This window comes from Bradyrhizobium prioriisuperbiae, from assembly GCF_032397745.1.
GTDB lineage: Bacteria > Pseudomonadota > Alphaproteobacteria > Rhizobiales > Xanthobacteraceae > Bradyrhizobium_A > Bradyrhizobium_A prioriisuperbiae.
The window spans coordinates 576065-596280 of record NZ_CP135921.1 but is presented as its reverse complement, the minus strand read 5'-3'; the positions used below and the strand labels follow the sequence as shown (position 1 = coordinate 596280).

The following is a 20216-nucleotide window of genomic DNA, read 5'->3' as shown; positions in this document are numbered from 1 at the left end:
TCCGCCGCGGTGCTGAAGGCGGCGAAGCTGACATTCTACCTCGACGCAGGTTGAAATCCGATCTGCAGGGATGGGGATGTCTTGTCGGGCGGGCTAAAGAATCGGTCGTCAATCGGCATGAACGGTTGCGGCGGGACAACGCGCACGATCGACGCCGCATCCCACGGGCTTTTCGCGGCTGGCTTTGCTGCACTTCGTTCCGGCCTTCGAAGTGGCGGAGAATCGAGGACCGGCTGAACCTTCACGATGCGGTAGTTGGGCGGCTTCTTGTGCGGCGCCAGCGGGTCGCCGCCATAATCACTGAGCGGTGGCATCGAGATAGTGGGGACGCGGGTTGGCCAGATGATATCCGCCATCGCAAACGACATAAGGCCAGCTGTTGCAACCACAACGCCGAGAGCACAAAAAAGCCGGCACAGAGAAGCTGTGCCGGCTCGTATTGAGAGCAGGGAATGGTCAGGCCGATGCGGCCATGCCGCGGAAGTCACCGGCGCCCGCGGGCGTGATCGGCAGCCCGCCGTCGGCATACTCATTGAGCTTGTTGCGCAATGTCCGGATCGAAATGCCGAGGATGTTGGCAGCGTGGGTGCGGTTGCCGAGGCAGTGCTTCAGCGTCTCCAGGATCAGGTCGCGTTCGACGTCGGCCACCGTGCGGCCAACGAGTGCGCGGGTCACCTGCTCGGCGGCGAACGTCGCGTGGGCCACGGCCGGCGGGGTTTTGGCCAGATCGAGTCGGTCACCGTCCGGGGTCAGGATCGCTTCGGCGCCGATCTCGTCACCGTTCGCCATCAACACCGAGCGATGGATGGTGTTTTCCAGTTCGCGAACGTTGCCCTGCCAGCGATTGATAGTCAGCACGCGTCTGGCTTCCGCCGACAGTGGCCGCACCGGCACGCCATTGGCGTCGGCATACTTCTTGGCGAAATGCTGGGCGAGCTCGAGAATGTCCGCGGGACGTTCGCGCAGCGCCGGGATCTTGAGGTTCACGACATTGAGCCGGAACAGCAGGTCTTCGCGGAAAGTGCCCGCGCGCACCGCATCGCTCAGGTTGCGGTTCGAGGTGGCGATGATGCGGATATCGACCGGAACGGGCCGGGTGCCGCCGACCCGGTCGATGACGCGCTCCTGGATGGCGCGCAGCAGTTTGGACTGCAGCCGGACGTCCATCTCGGAAATTTCATCCAGCAGCAGGGTGCCGCCGGTGGCCTCTTCGAACTTGCCGATTCGGCGGGCGATCGCGCCGGTGAACGCGCCCTTCTCATGGCCGAACAGTTCGGATTCCAGCAGATGCTCGGGGATCGCCGCGCAGTTGATCGAGATGAACGGACGTTTGGCGCGGTTGGAGCGGGTGTGGACGTAGCGGGCCAGCACTTCCTTGCCGGTGCCGGATTCGCCGGTAATCATCACCGACGCATCGGAGCCTGCGATCTGCTGCGCCAGCTTGATGACCTTCGCCATGGCGTCGTCGCGGTAGATCAGATCACGGGAATCATTCGCGACTGCGGCCAGAACCGCGGCGATCAGTTCCGGATCCGGCGGTAGCGGAATGTATTCCTTGGCGCCGGCATGGATCGCTGCGACCGCGGCGCGGGCATCATTGGTGATGCCGCAGGCCACGATCGGCACATGGATGTGCTCGACTTCCAGCCGCATCACCAGGTCGCGGATATCGAGGGCAACATCCACCAGCAGCAGATCCGCGCCCTTGCCGCCGCGCAGGACCCGCAGCGCTTGTTCGTTATCCTCCGCATGGGTCACGGTGGCGCCGTTTTCCATGGCGATCTTGGTCGCGGTCGTGAGCTGGCCTTTCAGTGTGCCAACGATGAGAAGCCGCATGTTTCTCTCCTATAGTTCCGTTGTTATGCCTGCGCGAGCGCGGCGCTCCGGATCATGGTCAGCGGTCGGCCTTGATGATTTCGGTCATGGTCACGCCGAGCTTGTCCTCGACCAGGACGACTTCGCCGCGTGCCACCAACCGGTTATTGACGTAGATATCGATTGCTTCGCCAACCCTCCGGTCGAGTTCAAGCACCGTGCCGGGTCCGAGCTTGAGCAGATCGCCGACGTCCATTTTGGAGCGGCCGAGGACTGCAGAGACCTGCACCGGGACGTCGAAGACCGCTTCGAGATCACCGGCAATGCGCGAGGCCTGGTCGTCGTCCTCGCGGTAACCGACGTCGCTCAATCCGGGAGCGTCGGCGGCGTTGAGATCCTGTAGCGGGACCTGGGTGTCGTTGCTGCTCATGGTTCAGTTCCCATCTTTTGCATCGGTGGTTCCGGCTTGGGCCGCTGTCTGGTTGCGAGACGCCATGTAGCGTCCGACAAGCTCGTCGATCTTGGCTTCAGTCGCCGCGCGGTCCAGCCGCACACCGCCATCGGCCCATTCGATCCGGCAGTCCCCGCTTGAGATGTCCGGCTCTGCGAGAACTACCAGCCGGCCTTCGAAGCCGCAGTGGCGGGCGAGGCGTTCGATATGGTGGTGGGCGCCTTCGTAGAGCTGGTCGTTGATGCGCACGACGATATGCGGCGTCGAAGTCAGATGCCGGAAGCAATCGCCGACCAGCGCCATCGCCTCCGTCATCGGCTCCGCCGCCATCAGCTCGCTGCAAAGCTTGCGGGCAACCGCAACTGCGACGTCGACGGCCTCGACTTCCATCCGCGCTTCCGCTCCGGCGAACTGCCTGGCGATGGTCTCCATCGAGCGGCCGACTTCCTCGAGCGCAAGCGACAGCCGGCGGCCATATTCGACGGTGGCTTCGTGCCGACCGGCATCGTATCCGGCGCGATAGCTGCGGGCCTCGGCATCGGCGATCTGCTGTGCGATCTCGGTACCGGTCATCGCCCGTTCCTTGGCTTTGGGAGCCGAGAAATCGGTGTCGAACAGGAATTTCGCGGGGGCGGCCATCAGTACACCAACTCGTCGTCAGCGCGGTTTTTCGACAGCATGATCTCGCCCTTGGCCGCGAGATCTTTCGCCAGGTTGACCAGCAGCGCCTGGTTCTCGTCGACGTCGCGCAGTCGCACCGGACCACTCGAGGCCATGTCGTCCAGCAGCATTTTGGCGGCGCGGGTCGACATGTTGCCGAAGAAGAATTGCCGGACGTCTTCGTTGGCGCCCTTCAGGGCGATGGCGAGCTTTTCCTTGTCGACGTGGCGCATCAGGGTTTGCGCAGAGCCGTTGTCCAGCTTCACCAGGTCATCGAAGGTGAACATCAACGCTTTGATGCGTTCAGCCGACTCGCGGTTTTCCTCTTCCAGCGAGGTGATGAAGCGGGTTTCGGTCTGGCGGTCGAAATTATTGAAGATCTCGGCCATCACTTCGTGCGCGTCGCGGCGGCGGGTCTGCGACAGGTTGGACATGAACTCGACGCGCAGCGTCTGTTCGACCCGTTCGATCACTTCCTTTTGCACGGCCTCCATCTTCAGCATGCGATTGACGACGTCGAGCGCCATGTCGTCGGGCAGGATGGACAGCACGCGGGCGGCGTGTTCGGGCTTCAGCTTCGACAGCACCACGGCGATGGTCTGCGGATATTCATTCTTGAGGTAGTTGGCGAGAACCTCTTCCTGGACGTTGGAGAGCTTCTCCCACATGTTGCGTCCGGCCGGCCCGCGGATTTCATCCATGATGCCATGGACCCGGTCGGCTGGCAGGTATTGCTGCAGCAGCCGTTCGGTGGCGTCGAAATTGCCCATCAGGGCGCCGGACGCCGACATCCGCGAGACGAACTCCAGCAGCATGTCCTCGACCACATCGGCTTCGACATTGCCGAGGCCCGACATATGCAGCGACAGCTCGCGCAGTTCATCGTCGTCGAGCAGCGCCCAGATCTTGCCGCCGTATTGTTCTCCGAGCGCGAGCATCAGCATGGCGGCGCGCCGCGGGCCGCTGACTTTTTCGCCCTGTGGCCGTTTGGCCTGGCGAGCGGCCAGGGCAGCGACCGTGCTGGTGATATCGTTGGCGTTGCTGGTAGCGAGTTGGGTCGAAGCCATGTCAGATCACGCCGGTTCCTGGAGCCATTGACGAATGATAGCGACGGTTTCGTGTGGATTGCGGTCCGCCAGTTCGCCGACGCGATGGACGGATTGGGCGTGGACCTGACCCTGCACCTGGGCGACGTCGATCATTTGCGACATGGCGTTATTGTTGGGGGCGGGCAAAGGCGTGGTTTCGACGACCGCTGGCAGAGCGGGCTTCGGCGCGCCCAGCAGGTTCATTTCGGGCGACAGGATGCGTTTGACCAGCGGGCGGATCACCACGAACAGCACCACGATGCCGAGCAGCATCATGACAATGAGCTCGATGACGTTCATGACGTCATCCTTGGTGAATTGCAGCATGCCGAGCAGGCCGGTGGGTTCGATCAGGGGCACCGTTGCCGGTGCGTCGGCGAACCTCAGATTGACCACCTCGACCTGGTCACCGCGCTTCTGGTCGAAACCGATGGCGGTGCGCACCAGCGAGGTGATCCGGTCGAGCTCTTCCTTACTGCGCGCCTGGTAGACGGTCTCGCCCTTCTCGTTCTTGCTGTAGGTGCCGTCGACCAGCACCGCGGCAGAGATGCGATTGACACGGCCCGCTTCGGTGACTTCAGTCTTGGTGACGCGGGAAATCTCGTAATTGTTGATTTCCTCGCTTTTCTTGCTTTGATCGCGGGCCGGGGTGCCGTTGTTGTCGTTGCGCTGGTTGCCGGGCAGTTCGTTGTTGACGGTGACCTGGCCGTCCTTGGCGTCGGCCGAGAGGCTGGATTCTTCACGGGACTGGCTGGAGCGCAGCACCCGTCCCTCAGGATCGAACTTGTCGGAGGTCTGCGTCACCTTGTTGTAGTCGAAGTCGGCCGAGAGCTGCACCCGGGTGCGTCCCGAGCCGACCACCGACGACACGATGGTTTCGATCTGCTCGCGCATCCGTTTTTCGTAGGCGATCCGTCGTTCGTCGCCGGTCGCTCCTTCCGCGAGGTCGCCGGCGGCGCCGTCGGCGAGCAGCCGTCCGGTTTCATCGACGATCGAGACCCGCTGCGGTTTCAGGCCGTTGACGGCGGAGGCAACGATATGACGGATCGAGCGAACCTGTTGCGGTTCGAGCATGCCGCGAACCCGCACCACGATCGAGGCGGAGGGTTCGGGTATCTCCCGCGAAAACAGCGGGCGTTCCGGCAGCACCAGGTGGACGCGGGCGAACTGAACCCGGTCGATGGCGCGGATGGTGCGGGCCAGCTCGCCTTCCAGGGCGCGGAGATGATTGATGTTCTGGACGAAACTGGTGGTGCCGAGGGCGTCGGATTTGTCGAAGATCTCGTATCCGACCCCGCCGCCCTTGGGCAGGCCCGACTCAGCGAGCTTCATCCGCAGCCGGGTGACCTTGTCCTTCGGGACCATGAGGATGGCGCCGTCGTTGCGCATCTCATAGGGAATGGCCTGGCGTTCCAGTTCTTTGATGATGCCCGAGGAGTCCTCGTAGCTGAGATCGGTGAACAGTGTGGTCATCTGCGGTGTGGTCACTCGCATGATGACGAAGGCAAAGAAGCCGATCAGGGCCAGCGTTACGGCGACCATGGCCGCAAGTCGCGCTGCTCCCAGCGTTCTCAAAAATCCCAACAGCGCTTGCAAAGTTCAGCCCCACCAGATTCGGCTTTACCGCCGACTGGGCAGAATTTGCCTATTGATGGTTTCCATATGGTTAACGCCGGTTAACCCGGCGGGCTTTTTAAAGAAATGGGAACCATATGGTGTCAAAAAACCACACCATTCGATCGGTTCTGGCTGCAGGCCGTACACCAAAAGCAAAAACCGGCTCCGAAGAGCCGGTTTTCGAATCACTGATGAGGAAAGAAGGGCTTACTGGCGATACTGCTGGATGCGGGTTGTCCGCAAACCGGCCAAGCCGTGCTGGTCGATGGAGAATTGCCAGGAGAGAAACTCGTCGACCGTCAGTGTGTAGCGGCTGCAGGCCTCCTCGAGGGAGAGCAAGCCACCGCGGACCGCGGCAACGACTTCGGCTTTACGGCGGATGACCCACCGTTTTGTCCCGGGAGCGGGCAGATCCGCAATTGTTAACGGACTGCCGTCAGGCCCGATGACGTATTTCACCCTCGGGCGATGGGGTTCTGTCATGGCTTACTCACATACTCTAACCACTGAACTCACTCTAAAACTCTACTCGCCGTGGCTTAAAATTTGCCTAAGCATATCGCTCCAATCAGAATCTCCTTGAAATCACAGCGCAATAAGATGCACCCGGACTCGCGACGAGGCCGGGTGACCAGTTTGGGGATGATGGAAACCGCTGCGACGGCTAGCTGCTGGCGGATGGTCGGACCACGCGCTTGATCTTATCGACGGTGTAGCTCTGTCCGCCGATCGAAAGCAGGGCCGGCGTCGCTGTCAGGTCGACGGAATCGACGGTGCCCTGAATCTCGGTCGAGACCGCCACGCTCTGGCCATTGGCGTCCTTCGCCGTCACGCTCATCTTGTAGGCGCCTGCCGGCCATTGCGTGCCGTCGTTGCCCTTGCCGTCCCACACAAAGCTGGCGTTGCCGGAATTAAGGGTGAAGGTCCCGTTGTAGACGGTCTGGCCGGTTGAATTTGTGATGGTGATGACCGAACTGGCATCCTTCGGGGCGTTCAGATTCCAGGTTGCCGAATTCTTCCCGGCGGAATCTTTCACGAGCTGCGCGGTGCTGCCGTCGACCGCCACCGTCGCGCCGACGAACACCAGGGCCTGGGTCGATTGCGCGGCTTTCTCGATGTTGACCAGCGACGTCAGTTGTTCATTGCCCTTGAGCTGTTGCTCGACCTGAGCGAACTGCACCAATTGCTGAGTGAACTGGTTGGTATCCAGCGGATCGAGTGGATTCTGGTTCTTCAGCTGTGTGGTCAGCAGCGTCAGAAACGTCTGGAAGTTGTCGGCAAGGCCCGTGGTCGTGCTCTTGCCGCCTGAGCTCGAGCCTGATCCGCTCGCCGGCGGATTGGCTGATGGCGCCGACGTAATCGGGGTTGGCGTGGTTACATCGACCATGTGTCTCTCCTCAAACCCTGATATCGACGCCGCGGCTTGCGCCGATCATGCGGCCATAGCTGCGTCCGGCGACTTCAGCCGGCACGGTGTCGTCTTCACTGATAATCAGGCGCTGCGAATTCTTGCCTGCGTTGCCGTCGTCGCGACCGTTCGATGACGACTGGTCGCGAAGGCTGAATTGCAGGCCTCCATCGCCGGTTTTCAGGCCGGCATCCTCCAGGGCGCGCTGCAGTTGCGGTGCGTCGCGGCGCAGCAGGTCGAGCGTCTCGACCTTGTCGACGGTGAGATGCGACGTCACCTGTCCGCGGTGGTCCACATCGAGGCGGACATCGATGCGGCCGAGCTCCGGCGGATCGAGTCGGATCTCGAAGCGGTTGCGACCGATCTGCGCCTGGGCCGAGATTTCCATGGCAACGCCGTTCAGCGGCACGGCTGCGGCGGTCGCGAGCGCGACATGCAATTGCGTTGTCGGTGCGGTCGCGGTGGTCTGTGTTTGCGGTTGGGTCTGCAGCGCTGCAGCCGCGGCGCGTTGGCTTGCCTCCGACGAGAGCGACGACGAATCGACGCCGGGCGCTTGCAGACGATGTCCGCTTGCCGGAGCGTCCGATGCCTGGCCGCCGTCCTTGGCCGGGGCGTCAGGCCTGGCGGTCTCGATGTCGGCTTGATCTTTTTTGGGCGCGGCCTTCGCGGTCGATTTGTCAGCCGTGGCGGTGGTGTTCGCAGCCGCCGTGGCCTGCGGGTCCGTGGTCGGCGATGTCGCCGCGCCGGCATCAGCCTCGGCCGTCATCGCGTTGGCTTGGCGGGGTGTGAGAATGGGTTTGGCCGGGGTCTTGGCCGATTCTCCCTTGGCCGGTTCTCCGGTCGCTTCGGCTGTCACCTGTACCGCTGCAGCGGTCGCCGGATCGCTTGGTGCAGCGATAACGGTCGCCGCAGCTTCAGCCGCGGCCGCCGCCTCGACAGCCGGGGTGGAACTGGATCCCGAGGTGGCGGTATCAGCCGTTGCTGCGGGGACCGTCGGGTTGGTGGGAGCGGGTGCTACCGGCAGCACCACGGCGACTGCCCCGGCCGGCTGTGCAGCAGTTGGTGTCGGCTGCGCGTCTTCGGTGTCGGTTTTTGCATCCTTGGCCTGATCGCCATCCCCTTTGCCGGCCGGATCGGTCGCGACAACGATCTTGCCGTCCTTGCCCACGATCACGGTGCCGGCGGCAGGCGCTGTGGCTGAATCCGGAGCCTTCGGAGTGGTCTCCGCATTGGAATTGGGATCTCCGGGCTTGTCCGCCTTGCTGGCGGGCGGGGATTTCTGCGGCTGCGATGAGGCCTGCGGCTGTTGGGGCGGTTGCGGCGATGCATCAGCGGGCGATGGCCGGTTGTCGGCCGCTGCGTCCGCATTGCTGTCGACCAGGGCCGAAAAGCTGCTGCCCCCAGTCGTCTGGCTGGGCGCGGTGGATTTCGGCCGTGCGTTGTGGGACGCGGTGATCGCGGAACTCTCGGACGGCACACGAAGCACGGGGCAGCCTCTCGGAAATGGACTGCTTATCTTTCAGCAAGGACCGGGCCAATGAGGAAAGTAATTAAATTTCAATGTGTTAGTTAGTTTTCGCCAGCGCCGGGGAGGGCGGGAAAGCCCTCATTTGCTGCCCGGCGGCAAGATTTGCCCCCTTCTATTTGTCGGGATGGCCGTTTCGATTGCCTCTGCGAAGACCCACCTACTATAAAGAGGTCGAATGACGTCGGCGGCCCGCGCGGCCGCACCCTTGAGGTTGGCCGGAAGTATGCTCAACAGTCTGGATCTGGAAGGTCGTCCCGAAGACACCCGGGTTGTCGTTGCCATGTCGGGCGGCGTCGATTCGTCGACGACGGCTGCGCTGCTCAAGGCCGAAGGATACGACGTCGTCGGCATTACCCTGCAATTGTACGATCACGGCGCGGCCACCCACCGCAAGGGAGCCTGCTGCGCCGGGCAGGATATCTACGACGCCCGTGCGGTGGCTGAACGCATCGGCATCCCACACTATGTGCTCGACTACGAAAGCCGCTTCCGCGAGGCCGTGATCGATCGTTTTGCCGAAAGTTACGTGCTCGGCGAAACGCCGGTGCCGTGCATCGAGTGCAATCGCTCGATCAAGTTTCGCGACCTGCTCGCAACCGCAAGAGAACTCGGGGCACAGGCGCTGGCGACCGGACACTATGTCGCCTCTCGCCGCCTGGCGGATGGCTCTCGCGCGCTGGTGTGTGCGGCGGATGCCGAGCGTGATCAGAGCTATTTTCTGTTCGCGACCACCCAGGACCAGTTGCAGGACGTTCGTTTCCCGCTCGGCGATCTGACCAAGGCGCAAACCCGCGAGCTGGCGCGTCGCTTCGGCCTGTCGGTCGCCGACAAGCATGACAGCCAGGATATCTGCTTCGTGCCGACCGGGCGTTACACCGACGTGATCGAGCGGCTGAAGCCGAGTGCGATGCAGCCCGGAGACATCGTCGATCTCGACGGTCATGTGATCGGCACGCACCAGGGCATTGCGCATTTCACGGTCGGGCAGCGTCGCGGATTGGGCATCGCGTCCGATGCGCCGCTGTATGTGGTGCGGCTCGATGCGCCGGCGCGGCGGGTGGTCGTGGGTCCGCGCGAAGCGCTGCGGAAGCGGCGCATCGTGTTGCGCGACATCAACTGGATCGGCGACGGCTCGCTCGATCATGCTGCTGCGCAGGGGATCGAGATGTTCGTCAAGGTTCGCTCGACGCGTGCGCCGCAGCCGGCCTGGCTGCGCCGGGTCGATGGCGGCTATGAGGTCGAACTGGTCGATGGCGAAGAGGGCGTGTCGCCCGGGCAGGCCTGCGTGTTTTACGATGCGGCTGCCGGACAGGCGCGGGTGCTTGGCGGCGGTTTCATTGTCAGCGCCGCGGCCGGACGCACGCCGACACGTGATGCCACACCGAGGCCGGAGCCGCTGGCCGTCGGCATGCACGGATAAGAAACCTTCAACAGGGCTGGGGATGGCAAACGATATCGATCGCGCCGGCGTGGCGAAGGCTTATGCGCGCTGGGCTCCGGTCTATGACCTGGTGTTCGGCCCGGTGTTCGATCAGGGGCGCAAGTCTACGATTGCGATTGCCGATGCGATCGGGGGACGGGTGCTTGACGTCGGTGTCGGCACCGGGCTGTCGCTGTCGGATTATTCACGCACCACGAAGATCTGCGGTGTCGATATTTCCGAGCCGATGTTGCGCAAGGCGCAGGAGCGTGTGCGCACGCTCGATCTGACCAATGTCGAGACCCTGGCGGTGATGGACGCCAAGAATCTCGCCTTCGCGGATGGGGCGTTCGACGCGGTGGTTGCGCAATATGTGATTACGGCGGTGCCCGATCCGGAGGGGACGCTCGACGATTTCATCCGTGTGCTCAAGCCGGGCGGCGAGTTGATCCTGGTCAATCACATCGGCGCCGAGAGTGGTGCGCGCCGCATGTTCGAACTGGGCTTCGCGCCGCTGGCGCGCCGGCTCGGCTGGCGCCCGGAATTCCCGTGGGAACGTCTGGTCAACTGGGCCAGCCGCCACGGCGGCGTGACGTTGCAGGAGCGGCGGCCGATGCCGCCGATGGGGCATTTTTCGCTGATCCGCTATCGCAAGAATTGATCGCGAACCGTCAATTGTTCCGCGGACGATGCCGGAACATCCCGCAGGATGTTTTGTTCTGTCCGCATGCAATGGAAACCGACACTTCTGCTGATGAGCACGCTGGTTCTGGTTCCCGTGATGGCAGCGGCGCAGGCTCCGCCGTCCCCGGCGACTCCACCAGCGCCAACTGCGCCGCCGGTGGCCCACGAGGACCACAACTGCGCGCCGACCCAGTCAAAACCGCAGGACGGAACCATCGCCCCCGGCGGGCAGACCACCGGTCAAAGCCGCGAGCCGCTCAGCGACAGGCTGGCGAAATCCGACGGCGTGCTCTGCCCGCCGGCCGGCGTTGATCCGGACATGCGGGCACCGACGCCGGATGGTGGCAACACGCCGGTCATTCGGCCTCCGGGAGGCCCTGGGGGCGATCCGTCGCTGCGTCCGAAATAGGGCCGAAACAGCCATTTCCGCAGCTTACTTGACATCGGATTTGGCTGACTTCTATATGCCGCCGGTCGCGACCGGTTGATCCGGTCCCGATCCGTTGGCGAGGTAGCTCAGCTGGTTAGAGCACGGGAATCATAATCCTGGGGTCGGGGGTTCGAGTCCCTCTCTCGCTACCAAATCCAGATATTTTTCCTGTTATTCCAAGAAGTTAAGCCGTCTTTCGAGCGTTGAGCGTTTTGGCGAAACGGGCGATCCCTTCCTCAATGGCGGCGGGATCCAGCGCGGCATACCCCAGCAGCAGTCCCGCCTGTCGTGGCGGTTCGAAATAGTAGGGCGTTACCGGATAGATACCGACGCCGGCCGCGGCGGCCCGGGCCATGATCGACGGCAGCTCCGCCTCGGCATGATCGCGCAGCCAAACCAGCATGTGCAGGCCGGCATTGGCGCCGCAAATCTCCACCCTGTCGCCCAAATGGGTGCGAAGCGAACGCATCATCGCTTCGCGCCGCGCGCCGTTCAGTTTTCGGGCCCGGCGCAGGTGGCGCTCGAAATGGCCTTCCGTGATGAAGTCCGTCAACGCGTCCTGCTGCAGGGTGGACGTATGGCGGTCCGCCAGGAACTTGATAGCGCGCAAGGGCGCGACCAGTGGTTCGGGCACGATGAGATAGCCGAGACGCAAACCCGGAAACAGCGTCTTCGACAGCGTGCCGAGATAGATCACGAGGCCCGAGCGATCCAGCGCCTGCACCGCCTCGACCGGACGACCGTCGAAACGGAATTCACTGTCATAGTCGTCTTCCACGATGTAGCAGCCGGTCGATTTCGCCCAGGCCAGCAGCGCCAGCCGACGCGCCAGCGGCATGATCGCGCCGGTGGGAAACTGATGCGACGGCGTGACGTAGACCAGCCGGGCGCGGTTGGCGAGTGGAGGCAGGGTGTCCAAGGTCAACCCATCTGAATCGACAGATGCCGCGACGAAACGCGCGCCGGCGGCGCGGAATGCTTCGCGCGCGCCGAGGTAGCCTGGATCTTCCATGACAACGACGTCGCCGGGATCGAGCAGGGCGCGCGCAATCAAGTCGAACGCCTGCTGGCTTCCATTTACGACCAGAACCTGATCCTCGTGACAACGCACCCCGCGCGAGCGCCGGACGTAGTCGGCAATCGCCCGGCGCAGGTCGATGCCGCCCTCGGGCGTGCTGTACACGAAGGAATGCGCGTTCGAACTGCGCGCCCGGCGCGTGAGCAGCTTGCGCCAGATCTCGAATGGAAAGTTTTGAATGTCGGTGTGGCCTTGACGAAAGTCATAAGGCAACGGCCGCGGCCGCAGCTTGAGTGGGGAGTCCCACATCTGTGCGCGCTGGCCGTAGGCCGACAGCCCGAACGCGGTCTGGTCTCCTGATGCTGGCCGGGACGCAGCCGGGTGCAGCGTCTCCATCAGATCGGGCAGTTCGTCGGCGACGAACGTTCCCGCGCCCACATGCGCAGTGACGTAGCCTTCGGCCAGCAACTGGTCGAAGGCTTGCAGGATGGTATTGCGCGCGACCGACAGGTCGGTCGCGATGCTTCGTGTCGATGGCAGCCGCATTCCTCGCGACAGAGTGCCGTTGAGGATCTCGGTCCGGATGGCGCGATAGACCTGGAGATAGGCGGGTCCTGTGCCGTCCAGCTTCAGCAACATCGTATTGGTCCCATCAAATCATGTGATAGCGGCCCATAATCGGGGCCATTTAGGCAGCAAAGCTCCTGAGGGTCAAATCAAGGCTCAGCATGATTTCCATGATGCGAAATTCAGAGCACGACAACCGCCGGAGCCGGATGTTCATGTGGACTGCTGCATATCACCTCGCCGAATGTGCGGAGTGAATGGAGTGGCGCACTCCCAGCGGCTCATGCACAGTGCGGGCACAGCAATTCAGATTGATTGTCGAAACGACGGGGCACAGGTGTGTCGCAACGCGCCGGCCGCAACGGGAAGGAAACGCAGAGATGAAACTGGACTCGTCGATTTCGGCTGTCATCACCGGCGGCGCATCCGGCCTTGGTGCTGCGACGGCGCGGATGCTGGCGTCGCACGGTGTCAGGGTCGCGCTGTTCGATCTGAACGGCGATCTCGGCGAGTCGTTGGCCAAAGAACTCGGCGGTGTCTTCTGCGCGGTCAATGTCACCTCGACGCCGGAGGTTGATGCGGCCTTCGCCAAGGCGCGCGCTGCGATCGGGCAGGAGCGCATTCTGGTAAACTGCGCCGGTGTCGGCGGATCGGTGAAAACCGTGTCCCGCGACAAGCAGACCCGCGAGATCAAGGAATATCCGCTGGAGAATTTCGAACGGATCATCCAAGTCAATCTGATCGGCACCTTCCGCTGCATCACCAAGAGCGCGGCCGGCATGCTGACGCTCGATCCGCTGCCGGACGGCGACCGCGGTGCCATCGTCAACACGGCGTCGGTCGCCGCGGAAGACGGACAGGTCGGGCAGGCGGCTTATACCGCGTCCAAGGCCGGCATTGTCGGCTTGACGCTGACAGTGGCGCGCGATCTGTCGAGCGAAGCGATCCGGGTCAATACGATTTTGCCCGGCATTTTCGACACCCCGCTGCTGCAACGGGCGCCGGAGGCAGTGAAGGCGGCGCTCGGCGCGCAGGTGCCGTTTCCGCGCCGTCTCGGCCGGCCGGACGAATACGCCCAGCTCGCGCACACCATGATCACCAACACCTACTTCAACGGCGAAGACGTGCGGCTCGATGGTGCCATCCGCATGGCGCCACGCTAATTCAATCCGCGCCGTCACGGCGCCAACAATACGAGGAGATCACCATGGGCGAGGCACTCATCATCGACGCCTGCAGGACCCCGCACGGCATTGGCAAGGCAGGCAAAGGCGCGTTGTCGGAGATTCATCCCCAGCAGCTCGGCGCCACCGTGTTGCGCGCGCTCGCCGAGCGCACCGGCATCAACACCGCCGATGTCGATGACATCATTTGGGGCACCAGTGCGCAGGTAGGTCCGCAGGGCGGCGACATGGGCCGGATGTCGGCGCTCGATGCAGGCTACGATGTGCGCGCCAGCGGTGTGACACTCGATCGCTTCTGCGGCTCCGGCATCACCAGTGTCAATATGGCGGCAGCTTCGATCATGGCGGGCGCGGAGGATCTGGTGATCGCCGGCGGCACCGAAAAGATGTCGATGGCGACACGGCGCGGTGATGGGCCGATGATGATGGATTCCGGAAACCTGCGGCTGCGGGCGCGGCATCCGCAATCCCATCAGGGCGTTTGCGCCGATGCGATCGCGACCATGGAGGGCATCAGCCGCGAGGACACCGATCGCCTGTCGCTGCTGAGTCAGCAGCGCGCCGCGAATGCTATCGCCAAGGGTTATTTCGACAGGAGCCTGGTCTCTGTGCGCCACGAAGACGGCAGTCTGGCACTCGATCGCGAGGAGTATCCGCGTCCGCAGACCACGATGGAAGCGCTGTCCGGTTTGAAACCTGCGTTTCCGGCGATTGCCGACTATCCGCTCGACGACAAGGGCACCACCTATCGCAAGCTGATCCTGGACAAGTTTCCCGATCTCGAAATCAATCATGTTCATCATGCCGGCAATTCGTCGGGCGTGGTCGACGGCTCAGCCGCGATCCTTTTGGCGTCGCCTGCCTATGCCAAGGCGCACGGCCTGAAGCCGCGGGCGAGAGTGGTGGCGATGGCCAACATGGGGGACTCGCCAACGCTGATGCTGAACGCACCGGTGCCGGCAGCCCGCAAGGTGCTCGCCAAAGCGGGGCTCGACCTCAGCGATATCGACCTGTTCGAGATCAATGAGGCGTTTGCCGTGGTGGCTGAAAAATTCATCCGTGATCTTGAGATCGATCGCGACAAGGTCAATGTCAACGGCGGCTCGATTGCGCTCGGCCATCCGATCGGCGCGACCGGTTCGATTCTGATTGGCACCGTGCTGGACGAACTCGAGCGGCGCAATCTCAGGCGTGGCCTGGTGACGATGTGCGCCGCCGGCGGCATGGCGCCGGCTATTATCATCGAGCGGGTCTGAGGCTAGTCAGGACTTGCTGGGCTGGACTGCGGGCAGATAACGCGCGCCTTCTTCGCCGAGAAAGTCGAGCATGGCCTGGGCCGGCGGCAGCAATTCCTTGTCGCGTCGCCGCACCGCATACCATTGCCGCATCACCGGCAGTCCGGCGACGTCGAGCGCGACCAGGCGGCCTTCATCGAGTTCGCGTGCGACCGTGTGCAACGAGATGAAGGCGACGCCGAGACCGGCGAGCACGGCCTGCTTGATGGTTTCGTTGCTGTCCATCTCCATGCCGATCTTCGGCTGCAGATCGGTAGCCTGAAAAAACTGCTCCATCAGCATCCGCGTTCCCGAGCCGCGCTCGCGCGTGATGAAGGTTTCATAGGTGAGATCGACGGCGGCAAGGCCCGCATCCTTCGCGAGCCAGTGGTCGGGGGCCGCGACGACCACATGCGGATGATCACCGAGCAGTCGCATCTCCACCGCAACGTCGGGGGGAGGCTGCCCCATCACCGCGATGTCGAGATCATAGCCCCGCAGGGCTTCGCGAATGTCTTCGCGATTGCCGATCCTGAGCACGATCTCGATTTTCGGATGGCGTTTCGAAAACGCGCCGATCGCGAACGGTACGAAATATTTCGCCGTGCTGACTGCGCCGATCGACACCCGGCCGCCGGTGCGGCCCGCGATCATGTCCAGCGACTGTTCGCAGTCGAGCAGAGCCGCCTCGACCCGCTCGGTCAGCGCGAGCACCTCGCGCCCGGCATCGGTCAGCCGCATGCCCTCGCCGGTCCGCTGGATCAGCGGCAGCCCCGCCAGGGCTTGCAGATTGCGAAGCTGCAGGGTCACGGCGGGCTGGGTGAGGTTCAGCCAGTTCGCCGCAGCTGTGACCGACCCCGTCGCCTGCACAGCGGCAAGCGCCCGTAACTGGCGGATCGTCAAATCCCGGGGAAAACGGCCGGCCATAACCACCTTTATAAGAAAATCTTTGCTCTCACCCAAGATATTGAAATTTTACTGATTTTGCAATTTCAGCGTTGATAGGGGGCCGGCGACACTGCGCCACCCGCAGCCCGGCACCGCCAACCCCACGCAAGAGGGTGCGGTTACAGGGAGACGCCGGATGGACGATCAACCGACTTTGCAGCCGACCTTGGATGAGCATCTCGCCGGGCAGGCCGCGGTTGGCGCCGTGATTGCGTCGCTGGCGCGGGCTGCGATCGAACTGGCTGAGCTGATCGCAGCGGGGCCGCTGATGGGCATTACCGGTCGGGCTGGCGGCATCAATGCAGGCGGCGACCGGCAGACGGATATCGACATCGCGGCCGACCGGCTGATGTGTGCGGCGCTTCGTGACGCGCCGGTCGCAGCGGTGCTGTCGGAAGAGTCCGAGTTGCCCGAGTTGCTCGACCAGAATGCTCCGCTTTGTGTTGCGATCGATCCGCTCGACGGGTCGGCCAATCTCGACAACAACATTTCCATCGGCACCATCTTTTCGATCAGGCCGCGAGGGCGCGACGTCCTCTCGTCATTCTTCGAGCCGGGCATCGCGCAGTGCGCGGCGGGGTGCTTCATCTACGGTCCGCAAACTACGCTGGTGCTCGCGCTCGACGGCAGCGTCGATATCTTCATCCTCGATCGCCCGGCCGGCGCATTCGTTTTGATCCGGCGCAGCGTTCGTATTCCGTCGGACACGCCTGAGTTTGCCGTCAATGCGTCCAACCGCCGCCACTGGAACGGGGCGGTGCGCAGCTATATCGACGAATGCCTGCTCGGTGCGAGCGGCGGCCGCGGCGAGGATTTCAACATGCGCTGGATCGGCTCGCTGGTGGCGGAGACATTTCGCATATTGGTCCGCGGCGGTGTGTTCCTCTACCCCGCCGACGCGCGCCCCGGTTATCACGAAGGCCGGTTGCGGCTGCTCTACGAGGCGCATCCGATCGCATTGATCATGGAATGGGCCGGCGGCACGGCAAGCACGGGCCGCAACCGCATTCTCGATCTATCGGCCAGAACGCCGCATCAGCGTGTGCCACTGATCATGGGATCCCAACGCGCGGTGCGCGAGATCGATGTCTTGCACGAGGGGTTCGAACTGCGATTCGAGAGCAGTGACGCGCCGTTGTTCGCGCGGCGCGGCCTGTTTCGCTGAGGGAGGCATCAATGTCGCGTCGACACCCGATCATCTCGGTGACAGGCTCCTCCGGCGCCGGCACGACCTCCGTGCGGAAGACGTTCGAGAACATCTTTCGCCGCGAGAAGGTGACGGCCGCCTACATCGAGGGGGACGCGTTCCACCGCTACGACCGCGTCGAGATGCGCCGGAAGATGGCCGAGGAGGCGGAACGCGGCAACAAGCACTTCAGCCATTTCAGCCCGCAGACCAATCTGTTCGCGGAGCTGGAAAAGCTGTTTCGCGACTATGGCGAGTCGGGCACCGGTACGACACGGCACTACATTCACGACGCTGAAGAGGCGACACTGCATGGCGGAGAGCCGGGTACCTTTACCGGCTGGACGCCGCTGCCGCGGGAGTCCGACCTGCTGTTCTATGAAGGGCTGCATGGCGCGGTCGTGACCGAGAAGGTCAATATTGCGGAGCATGCCGATCTCAAGATCGGCGTGGTGCCGGTGATCAATCTCGAGTGGATTCAGAAGCTGCATCGCGATCGCCGGGATCGCGGTTACTCCACCGAGGCGGTCACCGACACGATTCTGCGGCGCATGCCCGACTATGTGAACTACATCTGCCCGCAGTTCACCGAGACCGACATCAACTTCCAGCGCATTCCGACCGTCGACACATCGAACCCGTTCATCGCGCGCTGGATTCCGACCCCTGACGAATCGATGGTGGTGATTCGCCTCAGGAATCCGCGCGGCATCGATTTCCCCTATCTGCTGTCGATGATCCCGCAAAGCTTCATGTCGCGCGCCAATTCGATCGTGGTTCATGGCGCGAAGCTCGATCTCGCGATGCAGCTCATTCTCACCCCGCTGATCCTGCAACTGATCGAACGCAAGAGGCGCGCGCTATGACCGACTTCGCTTCCGCCCCGGACAGAGAGACTCACCCGGCTTCGTCGCACGAAGCGATGGCGAATGCCGTCCGATTTCTCGCCATCGACGCGGTCGAGAAGGCCAAGTCGGGGCATCCCGGCATGCCGATGGGCATGGCCGACGTCGCCACGGTGCTGTTCGCGCGCTTCCTGAAGTTCGATTCCGCCAATCCATACTGGCCGGACCGCGATCGTTTTGTACTGTCGGCGGGACACGGTTCGATGCTGCTCTACGCGCTCCTGCATCTGACGGGCCATCAGGCCATCACGCTGGATGAGCTGAAGGCCTTTCGCCAGTGGGGTTCGAAGACACCGGGCCATCCGGAATATGGCCACACACCGGGAGTCGAAACCACCACCGGGCCGCTGGGACAGGGGCTCGCGACCGCGGTCGGCATGGCGCTTGCCGAACGACTGTTGAATGCCCGGTTTGGCGACGCATTGGTCGACCACTTCACCTACGTGATCGCCGGTGACGGCTGCCTGATGGAGGGCCTCAGCCATGAAGCGATTTCGCTGGCGGGGCATCTGAAGCTCGCCCGCCTGATTGTTTTGTTCGACGATAACCAGATCTCGATCGATGGTGCGACCTCGCTGTCGTGCTCCGACGATCAACTGATGCGCTTCGAGGCGTCGGGCTGGTCAGTCTCCCGGATCGACGGCCACGACGCCGAAGCCATCGCCGAAGCCATTGCGAGTGCGCGCGAGAGTGATTGCCCCTCCTTGATCGCCTGCCGCACGATCATCGGCTACGGCGCGCCCAATCGCCAGGGCACCGAAAAGGTGCACGGGGCTCCTCTCGGTGACGATGAAATTGGCAGGGCGCGCGAAGCGCTGGGTTGGCCCCATGGGCCGTTCGATGTTCCCGAGGATGTCCTGTCACACTGGCGCGCCGTCGGCCTATGGGGGCGGGGTGCGCACAATACCTGGAGAGCGCGCTTGGAGCGGCTCGACGGGCAGGAGCGCACGAGTTTTGAGGCCGCCTTGCATGGCAGGCTGCCGCGGAGATACGACGATGCGCTGCAGCAGCTCGAGCGGCGGTTTTCCGAGGAGCGGCCAAACATCGCGACGCGCCAGGCGTCGCAGCAATTCCTCGAAGCGATCACCGCGGCGTCGTCCAATCTGCTCGGCGGATCGGCTGACCTGACACACTCGAATCTTACTCTGACACGGGCGCAGCGGCCGGTTCGTCCGGGTGCGTTCGACGGCGATTATGTCCATTACGGCGTCCGCGAGCATGCCATGGCGGCCGCGATGAACGGCATCGCGCTGCATGGGGGCTTCATCCCCTATGGTGGGACATTCCTGGTGTTCTCTGATTACAGCCGACCGGCCATTCGTCTTGCCGCGCTGATGGGCGTGCGCGTCATTCATGTCATGACCCATGACTCGATCGGACTGGGAGAGGACGGGCCGACGCATCAGCCGGTCGAACATCTGACCGCGCTGCGTGCCATTCCAAATCTGCTGGTGTTCCGGCCGGCCGACGCAATCGAGACCGCACAGGCGTGGGACTGTGCGCTGCGCGCCCAGCGCCAGCCCTCAATCCTCTGTCTGTCCCGGCAAGCACTTCCGGTGCTGCATCGCGGGTCCGTCTCGGGCAACGCCGTGGCGCGCGGCGCCTATGTGCTGGCCGAGCCCGATGGCGGACGCGATGTCACCCTGATTGCCACCGGCTCCGAGGTTGCCATCGCCGTTGAGGCAGCCGAAGTGCTTGGCCGGCAAGGTGTCCGCACCGCCGTGGTTTCGGCGCCATGCTTCGAGCTCTTTGAGACGCAGCCCGCTGACTATCGGGCGAGTGTGCTGGGCCGTGGCCCGCGGGTCGGGATCGAAGCCGCTGTTCACGGCGCATGGAGCCGCTGGATCGGCGAGCACGGGGAATTTGTCGGCATGACTGGTTTTGGAGCGTCCGCGCCAGCCGGCGAACTCTACCGCCAGTTCGGCATCACTGCGGAAACTGTGGTCACCGCCGCGCAGCGGGCGATGACGAATGTTGGTGCGAGGCGCGGTTCCGCGGCGGTGTGATCCCTTCAAGACAAGACCTGAGACGTT

19 protein-coding genes and 1 tRNA gene are annotated in these 20216 nt (G+C 63.4%); 9 read left to right on the top strand and 11 right to left on the bottom strand.

Annotated elements, in window-relative coordinates:
- Positions 1–35: 35 nt before the first annotated feature.
- The 9 genes from RS897_RS02735 to RS897_RS02695 form a co-directional block, all read right to left on the bottom strand.
- Positions 36–356, bottom strand: coding sequence for a hypothetical protein (locus RS897_RS02735; RefSeq protein WP_315835075.1), 321 nt, complete (start codon positions 354–356; stop codon positions 36–38).
- A gap of 100 nt (positions 357–456) precedes the next feature.
- Positions 457–1836 carry a sigma-54-dependent transcriptional regulator FlbD gene (flbD, locus tag RS897_RS02730; protein WP_315835074.1) on the bottom strand — a complete coding sequence of 460 codons (1380 nt, stop codon included), beginning with the start codon at positions 1834–1836 and terminating at the stop codon, positions 457–459.
- 58 nt (positions 1837–1894) lie between these two features.
- Complete coding sequence (gene fliN / locus RS897_RS02725) at positions 1895–2245, bottom strand: flagellar motor switch protein FliN (protein ID WP_315835073.1); 351 nt, start codon at positions 2243–2245, stop codon at positions 1895–1897.
- Positions 2246–2248: 3 nt separating this feature from the next.
- A complete protein-coding gene (locus RS897_RS02720; protein ID WP_315835072.1) occupies positions 2249–2905 on the bottom strand; it encodes a FliH/SctL family protein in 657 nt (218 codons plus the stop codon).
- A complete protein-coding gene (gene fliG / locus RS897_RS02715; RefSeq protein ID WP_315835071.1) occupies positions 2905–3993 on the bottom strand; it encodes a flagellar motor switch protein FliG in 1089 nt (362 codons plus the stop codon). Before fliG ends, RS897_RS02720 begins: the two co-directional genes overlap by 1 nt.
- Positions 3994–3999: 6 nt before the next feature.
- Positions 4000–5610 (bottom strand): flagellar basal-body MS-ring/collar protein FliF, encoded by a 1611-nt coding sequence (gene fliF / locus RS897_RS02710; protein WP_315835070.1) that lies wholly within the window; start codon positions 5608–5610, stop codon positions 4000–4002.
- A 228-nt stretch (positions 5611–5838) separates the two neighbouring features.
- On the bottom strand, positions 5839–6114 hold the full coding sequence (gene sciP, locus RS897_RS02705; RefSeq protein WP_002714638.1) for a CtrA inhibitor SciP: 276 nt from the start codon (positions 6112–6114) through the stop codon (positions 5839–5841).
- Positions 6115–6295: 181 nt separating this feature from the next.
- A complete protein-coding gene (locus RS897_RS02700; RefSeq protein WP_315835069.1) occupies positions 6296–7018 on the bottom strand; it encodes a flagellar hook assembly protein FlgD in 723 nt (240 codons plus the stop codon).
- A 10-nt stretch (positions 7019–7028) separates the two neighbouring features.
- Positions 7029–8525 carry a flagellar hook-length control protein FliK gene (locus RS897_RS02695; RefSeq protein WP_315835068.1) on the bottom strand — a complete coding sequence of 499 codons (1497 nt, stop codon included), beginning with the start codon at positions 8523–8525 and terminating at the stop codon, positions 7029–7031.
- A 265-nt stretch (positions 8526–8790) separates the two neighbouring features.
- Between RS897_RS02695 and mnmA the strand changes: the two genes are divergently transcribed.
- From mnmA to RS897_RS02675, 4 genes are all read left to right on the top strand, one after another.
- Entirely contained in the window at positions 8791–9987 is a 1197-nt protein-coding gene (gene mnmA, locus RS897_RS02690; RefSeq protein WP_315835067.1) for a tRNA 2-thiouridine(34) synthase MnmA, read from the top strand.
- A gap of 22 nt (positions 9988–10009) precedes the next feature.
- On the top strand, positions 10010–10648 hold the full coding sequence (locus RS897_RS02685; protein WP_315835066.1) for a class I SAM-dependent methyltransferase: 639 nt from the start codon (positions 10010–10012) through the stop codon (positions 10646–10648).
- A 93-nt stretch (positions 10649–10741) separates the two neighbouring features.
- Positions 10742–11080: a hypothetical protein gene (locus RS897_RS02680; RefSeq protein WP_315835065.1), complete on the top strand. Its 339-nt coding sequence runs from the start codon at positions 10742–10744 to the stop codon at positions 11078–11080.
- Positions 11081–11176: 96 nt separating this feature from the next.
- A tRNA-Met gene (locus tag RS897_RS02675) sits at positions 11177–11253 on the top strand.
- A gap of 32 nt (positions 11254–11285) precedes the next feature.
- Here the strand turns inward: RS897_RS02675 and pdxR are convergent.
- Entirely contained in the window at positions 11286–12758 is a 1473-nt protein-coding gene (pdxR, locus tag RS897_RS02670) for a MocR-like pyridoxine biosynthesis transcription factor PdxR (RefSeq protein WP_315835064.1), read from the bottom strand.
- A 308-nt stretch (positions 12759–13066) separates the two neighbouring features.
- Here pdxR and RS897_RS02665 point away from each other — a divergent pair, with 308 nt between their 5' ends.
- Both RS897_RS02665 and RS897_RS02660 read left to right on the top strand, forming a co-directional pair.
- Complete coding sequence (locus RS897_RS02665; RefSeq protein ID WP_315835063.1) at positions 13067–13849, top strand: SDR family NAD(P)-dependent oxidoreductase; 783 nt, start codon at positions 13067–13069, stop codon at positions 13847–13849.
- Between the two features lie 44 nt (positions 13850–13893).
- On the top strand, positions 13894–15126 hold the full coding sequence (locus RS897_RS02660; RefSeq protein ID WP_315835062.1) for an acetyl-CoA C-acetyltransferase: 1233 nt from the start codon (positions 13894–13896) through the stop codon (positions 15124–15126).
- A gap of 6 nt (positions 15127–15132) precedes the next feature.
- On the opposite strand, the gene RS897_RS02655 is transcribed toward RS897_RS02660, so the two are convergent.
- Positions 15133–16071, bottom strand: a complete 939-nt coding sequence (locus RS897_RS02655) for a LysR family transcriptional regulator (protein WP_315835061.1) — start codon at positions 16069–16071, stop codon at positions 15133–15135.
- A gap of 157 nt (positions 16072–16228) precedes the next feature.
- Between RS897_RS02655 and RS897_RS02650 the strand changes: the two genes are divergently transcribed.
- Genes RS897_RS02650 through tkt form a run of 3 tightly spaced genes read left to right on the top strand, consistent with a single transcriptional unit; the run spans position 16229 to position 20189 of the window.
- Positions 16229–17257, top strand: coding sequence for a class 1 fructose-bisphosphatase (locus RS897_RS02650; RefSeq protein ID WP_315835060.1), 1029 nt, complete (start codon positions 16229–16231; stop codon positions 17255–17257).
- 11 nt (positions 17258–17268) lie between these two features.
- Complete coding sequence (locus RS897_RS02645; protein ID WP_315835059.1) at positions 17269–18144, top strand: phosphoribulokinase; 876 nt, start codon at positions 17269–17271, stop codon at positions 18142–18144.
- On the top strand, positions 18141–20189 hold the full coding sequence (tkt, locus tag RS897_RS02640; protein ID WP_315835058.1) for a transketolase: 2049 nt from the start codon (positions 18141–18143) through the stop codon (positions 20187–20189). The genes RS897_RS02645 and tkt overlap by 4 nt, the downstream gene beginning before the upstream one ends.
- The last annotated feature ends 27 nt before the right edge of the window (positions 20190–20216 follow it).

Coding starts and splice junctions, on each gene's coding strand:
- fliG (WP_315835071.1), bottom strand. CDS start 3,993: ATGGCTTCGACCCAACTCGCTACCAGCAACGCCAACGATATCACCAGC.
- RS897_RS02650 (WP_315835060.1), top strand. CDS start 16,229: ATGGACGATCAACCGACTTTGCAGCCGACCTTGGATGAGCATCTCGCC.
- RS897_RS02735 (WP_315835075.1), bottom strand. CDS start 356: ATGGCGGATATCATCTGGCCAACCCGCGTCCCCACTATCTCGATGCCA.
- sciP (WP_002714638.1), bottom strand. CDS start 6,114: ATGACAGAACCCCATCGCCCGAGGGTGAAATACGTCATCGGGCCTGAC.
- flbD (WP_315835074.1), bottom strand. CDS start 1,836: ATGCGGCTTCTCATCGTTGGCACACTGAAAGGCCAGCTCACGACCGCG.
- tkt (WP_315835058.1), top strand. CDS start 18,141: ATGACCGACTTCGCTTCCGCCCCGGACAGAGAGACTCACCCGGCTTCG.
- pdxR (WP_315835064.1), bottom strand. CDS start 12,758: ATGTTGCTGAAGCTGGACGGCACAGGACCCGCCTATCTCCAGGTCTAT.
- RS897_RS02700 (WP_315835069.1), bottom strand. CDS start 7,018: ATGGTCGATGTAACCACGCCAACCCCGATTACGTCGGCGCCATCAGCC.
- fliN (WP_315835073.1), bottom strand. CDS start 2,245: ATGAGCAGCAACGACACCCAGGTCCCGCTACAGGATCTCAACGCCGCC.
- RS897_RS02655 (WP_315835061.1), bottom strand. CDS start 16,071: ATGGCCGGCCGTTTTCCCCGGGATTTGACGATCCGCCAGTTACGGGCG.
- RS897_RS02660 (WP_315835062.1), top strand. CDS start 13,894: ATGGGCGAGGCACTCATCATCGACGCCTGCAGGACCCCGCACGGCATT.
- RS897_RS02685 (WP_315835066.1), top strand. CDS start 10,010: ATGGCAAACGATATCGATCGCGCCGGCGTGGCGAAGGCTTATGCGCGC.
- mnmA (WP_315835067.1), top strand. CDS start 8,791: ATGCTCAACAGTCTGGATCTGGAAGGTCGTCCCGAAGACACCCGGGTT.
- RS897_RS02720 (WP_315835072.1), bottom strand. CDS start 2,905: ATGGCCGCCCCCGCGAAATTCCTGTTCGACACCGATTTCTCGGCTCCC.
- RS897_RS02680 (WP_315835065.1), top strand. CDS start 10,742: ATGAGCACGCTGGTTCTGGTTCCCGTGATGGCAGCGGCGCAGGCTCCG.
- RS897_RS02665 (WP_315835063.1), top strand. CDS start 13,067: ATGAAACTGGACTCGTCGATTTCGGCTGTCATCACCGGCGGCGCATCC.
- RS897_RS02645 (WP_315835059.1), top strand. CDS start 17,269: ATGTCGCGTCGACACCCGATCATCTCGGTGACAGGCTCCTCCGGCGCC.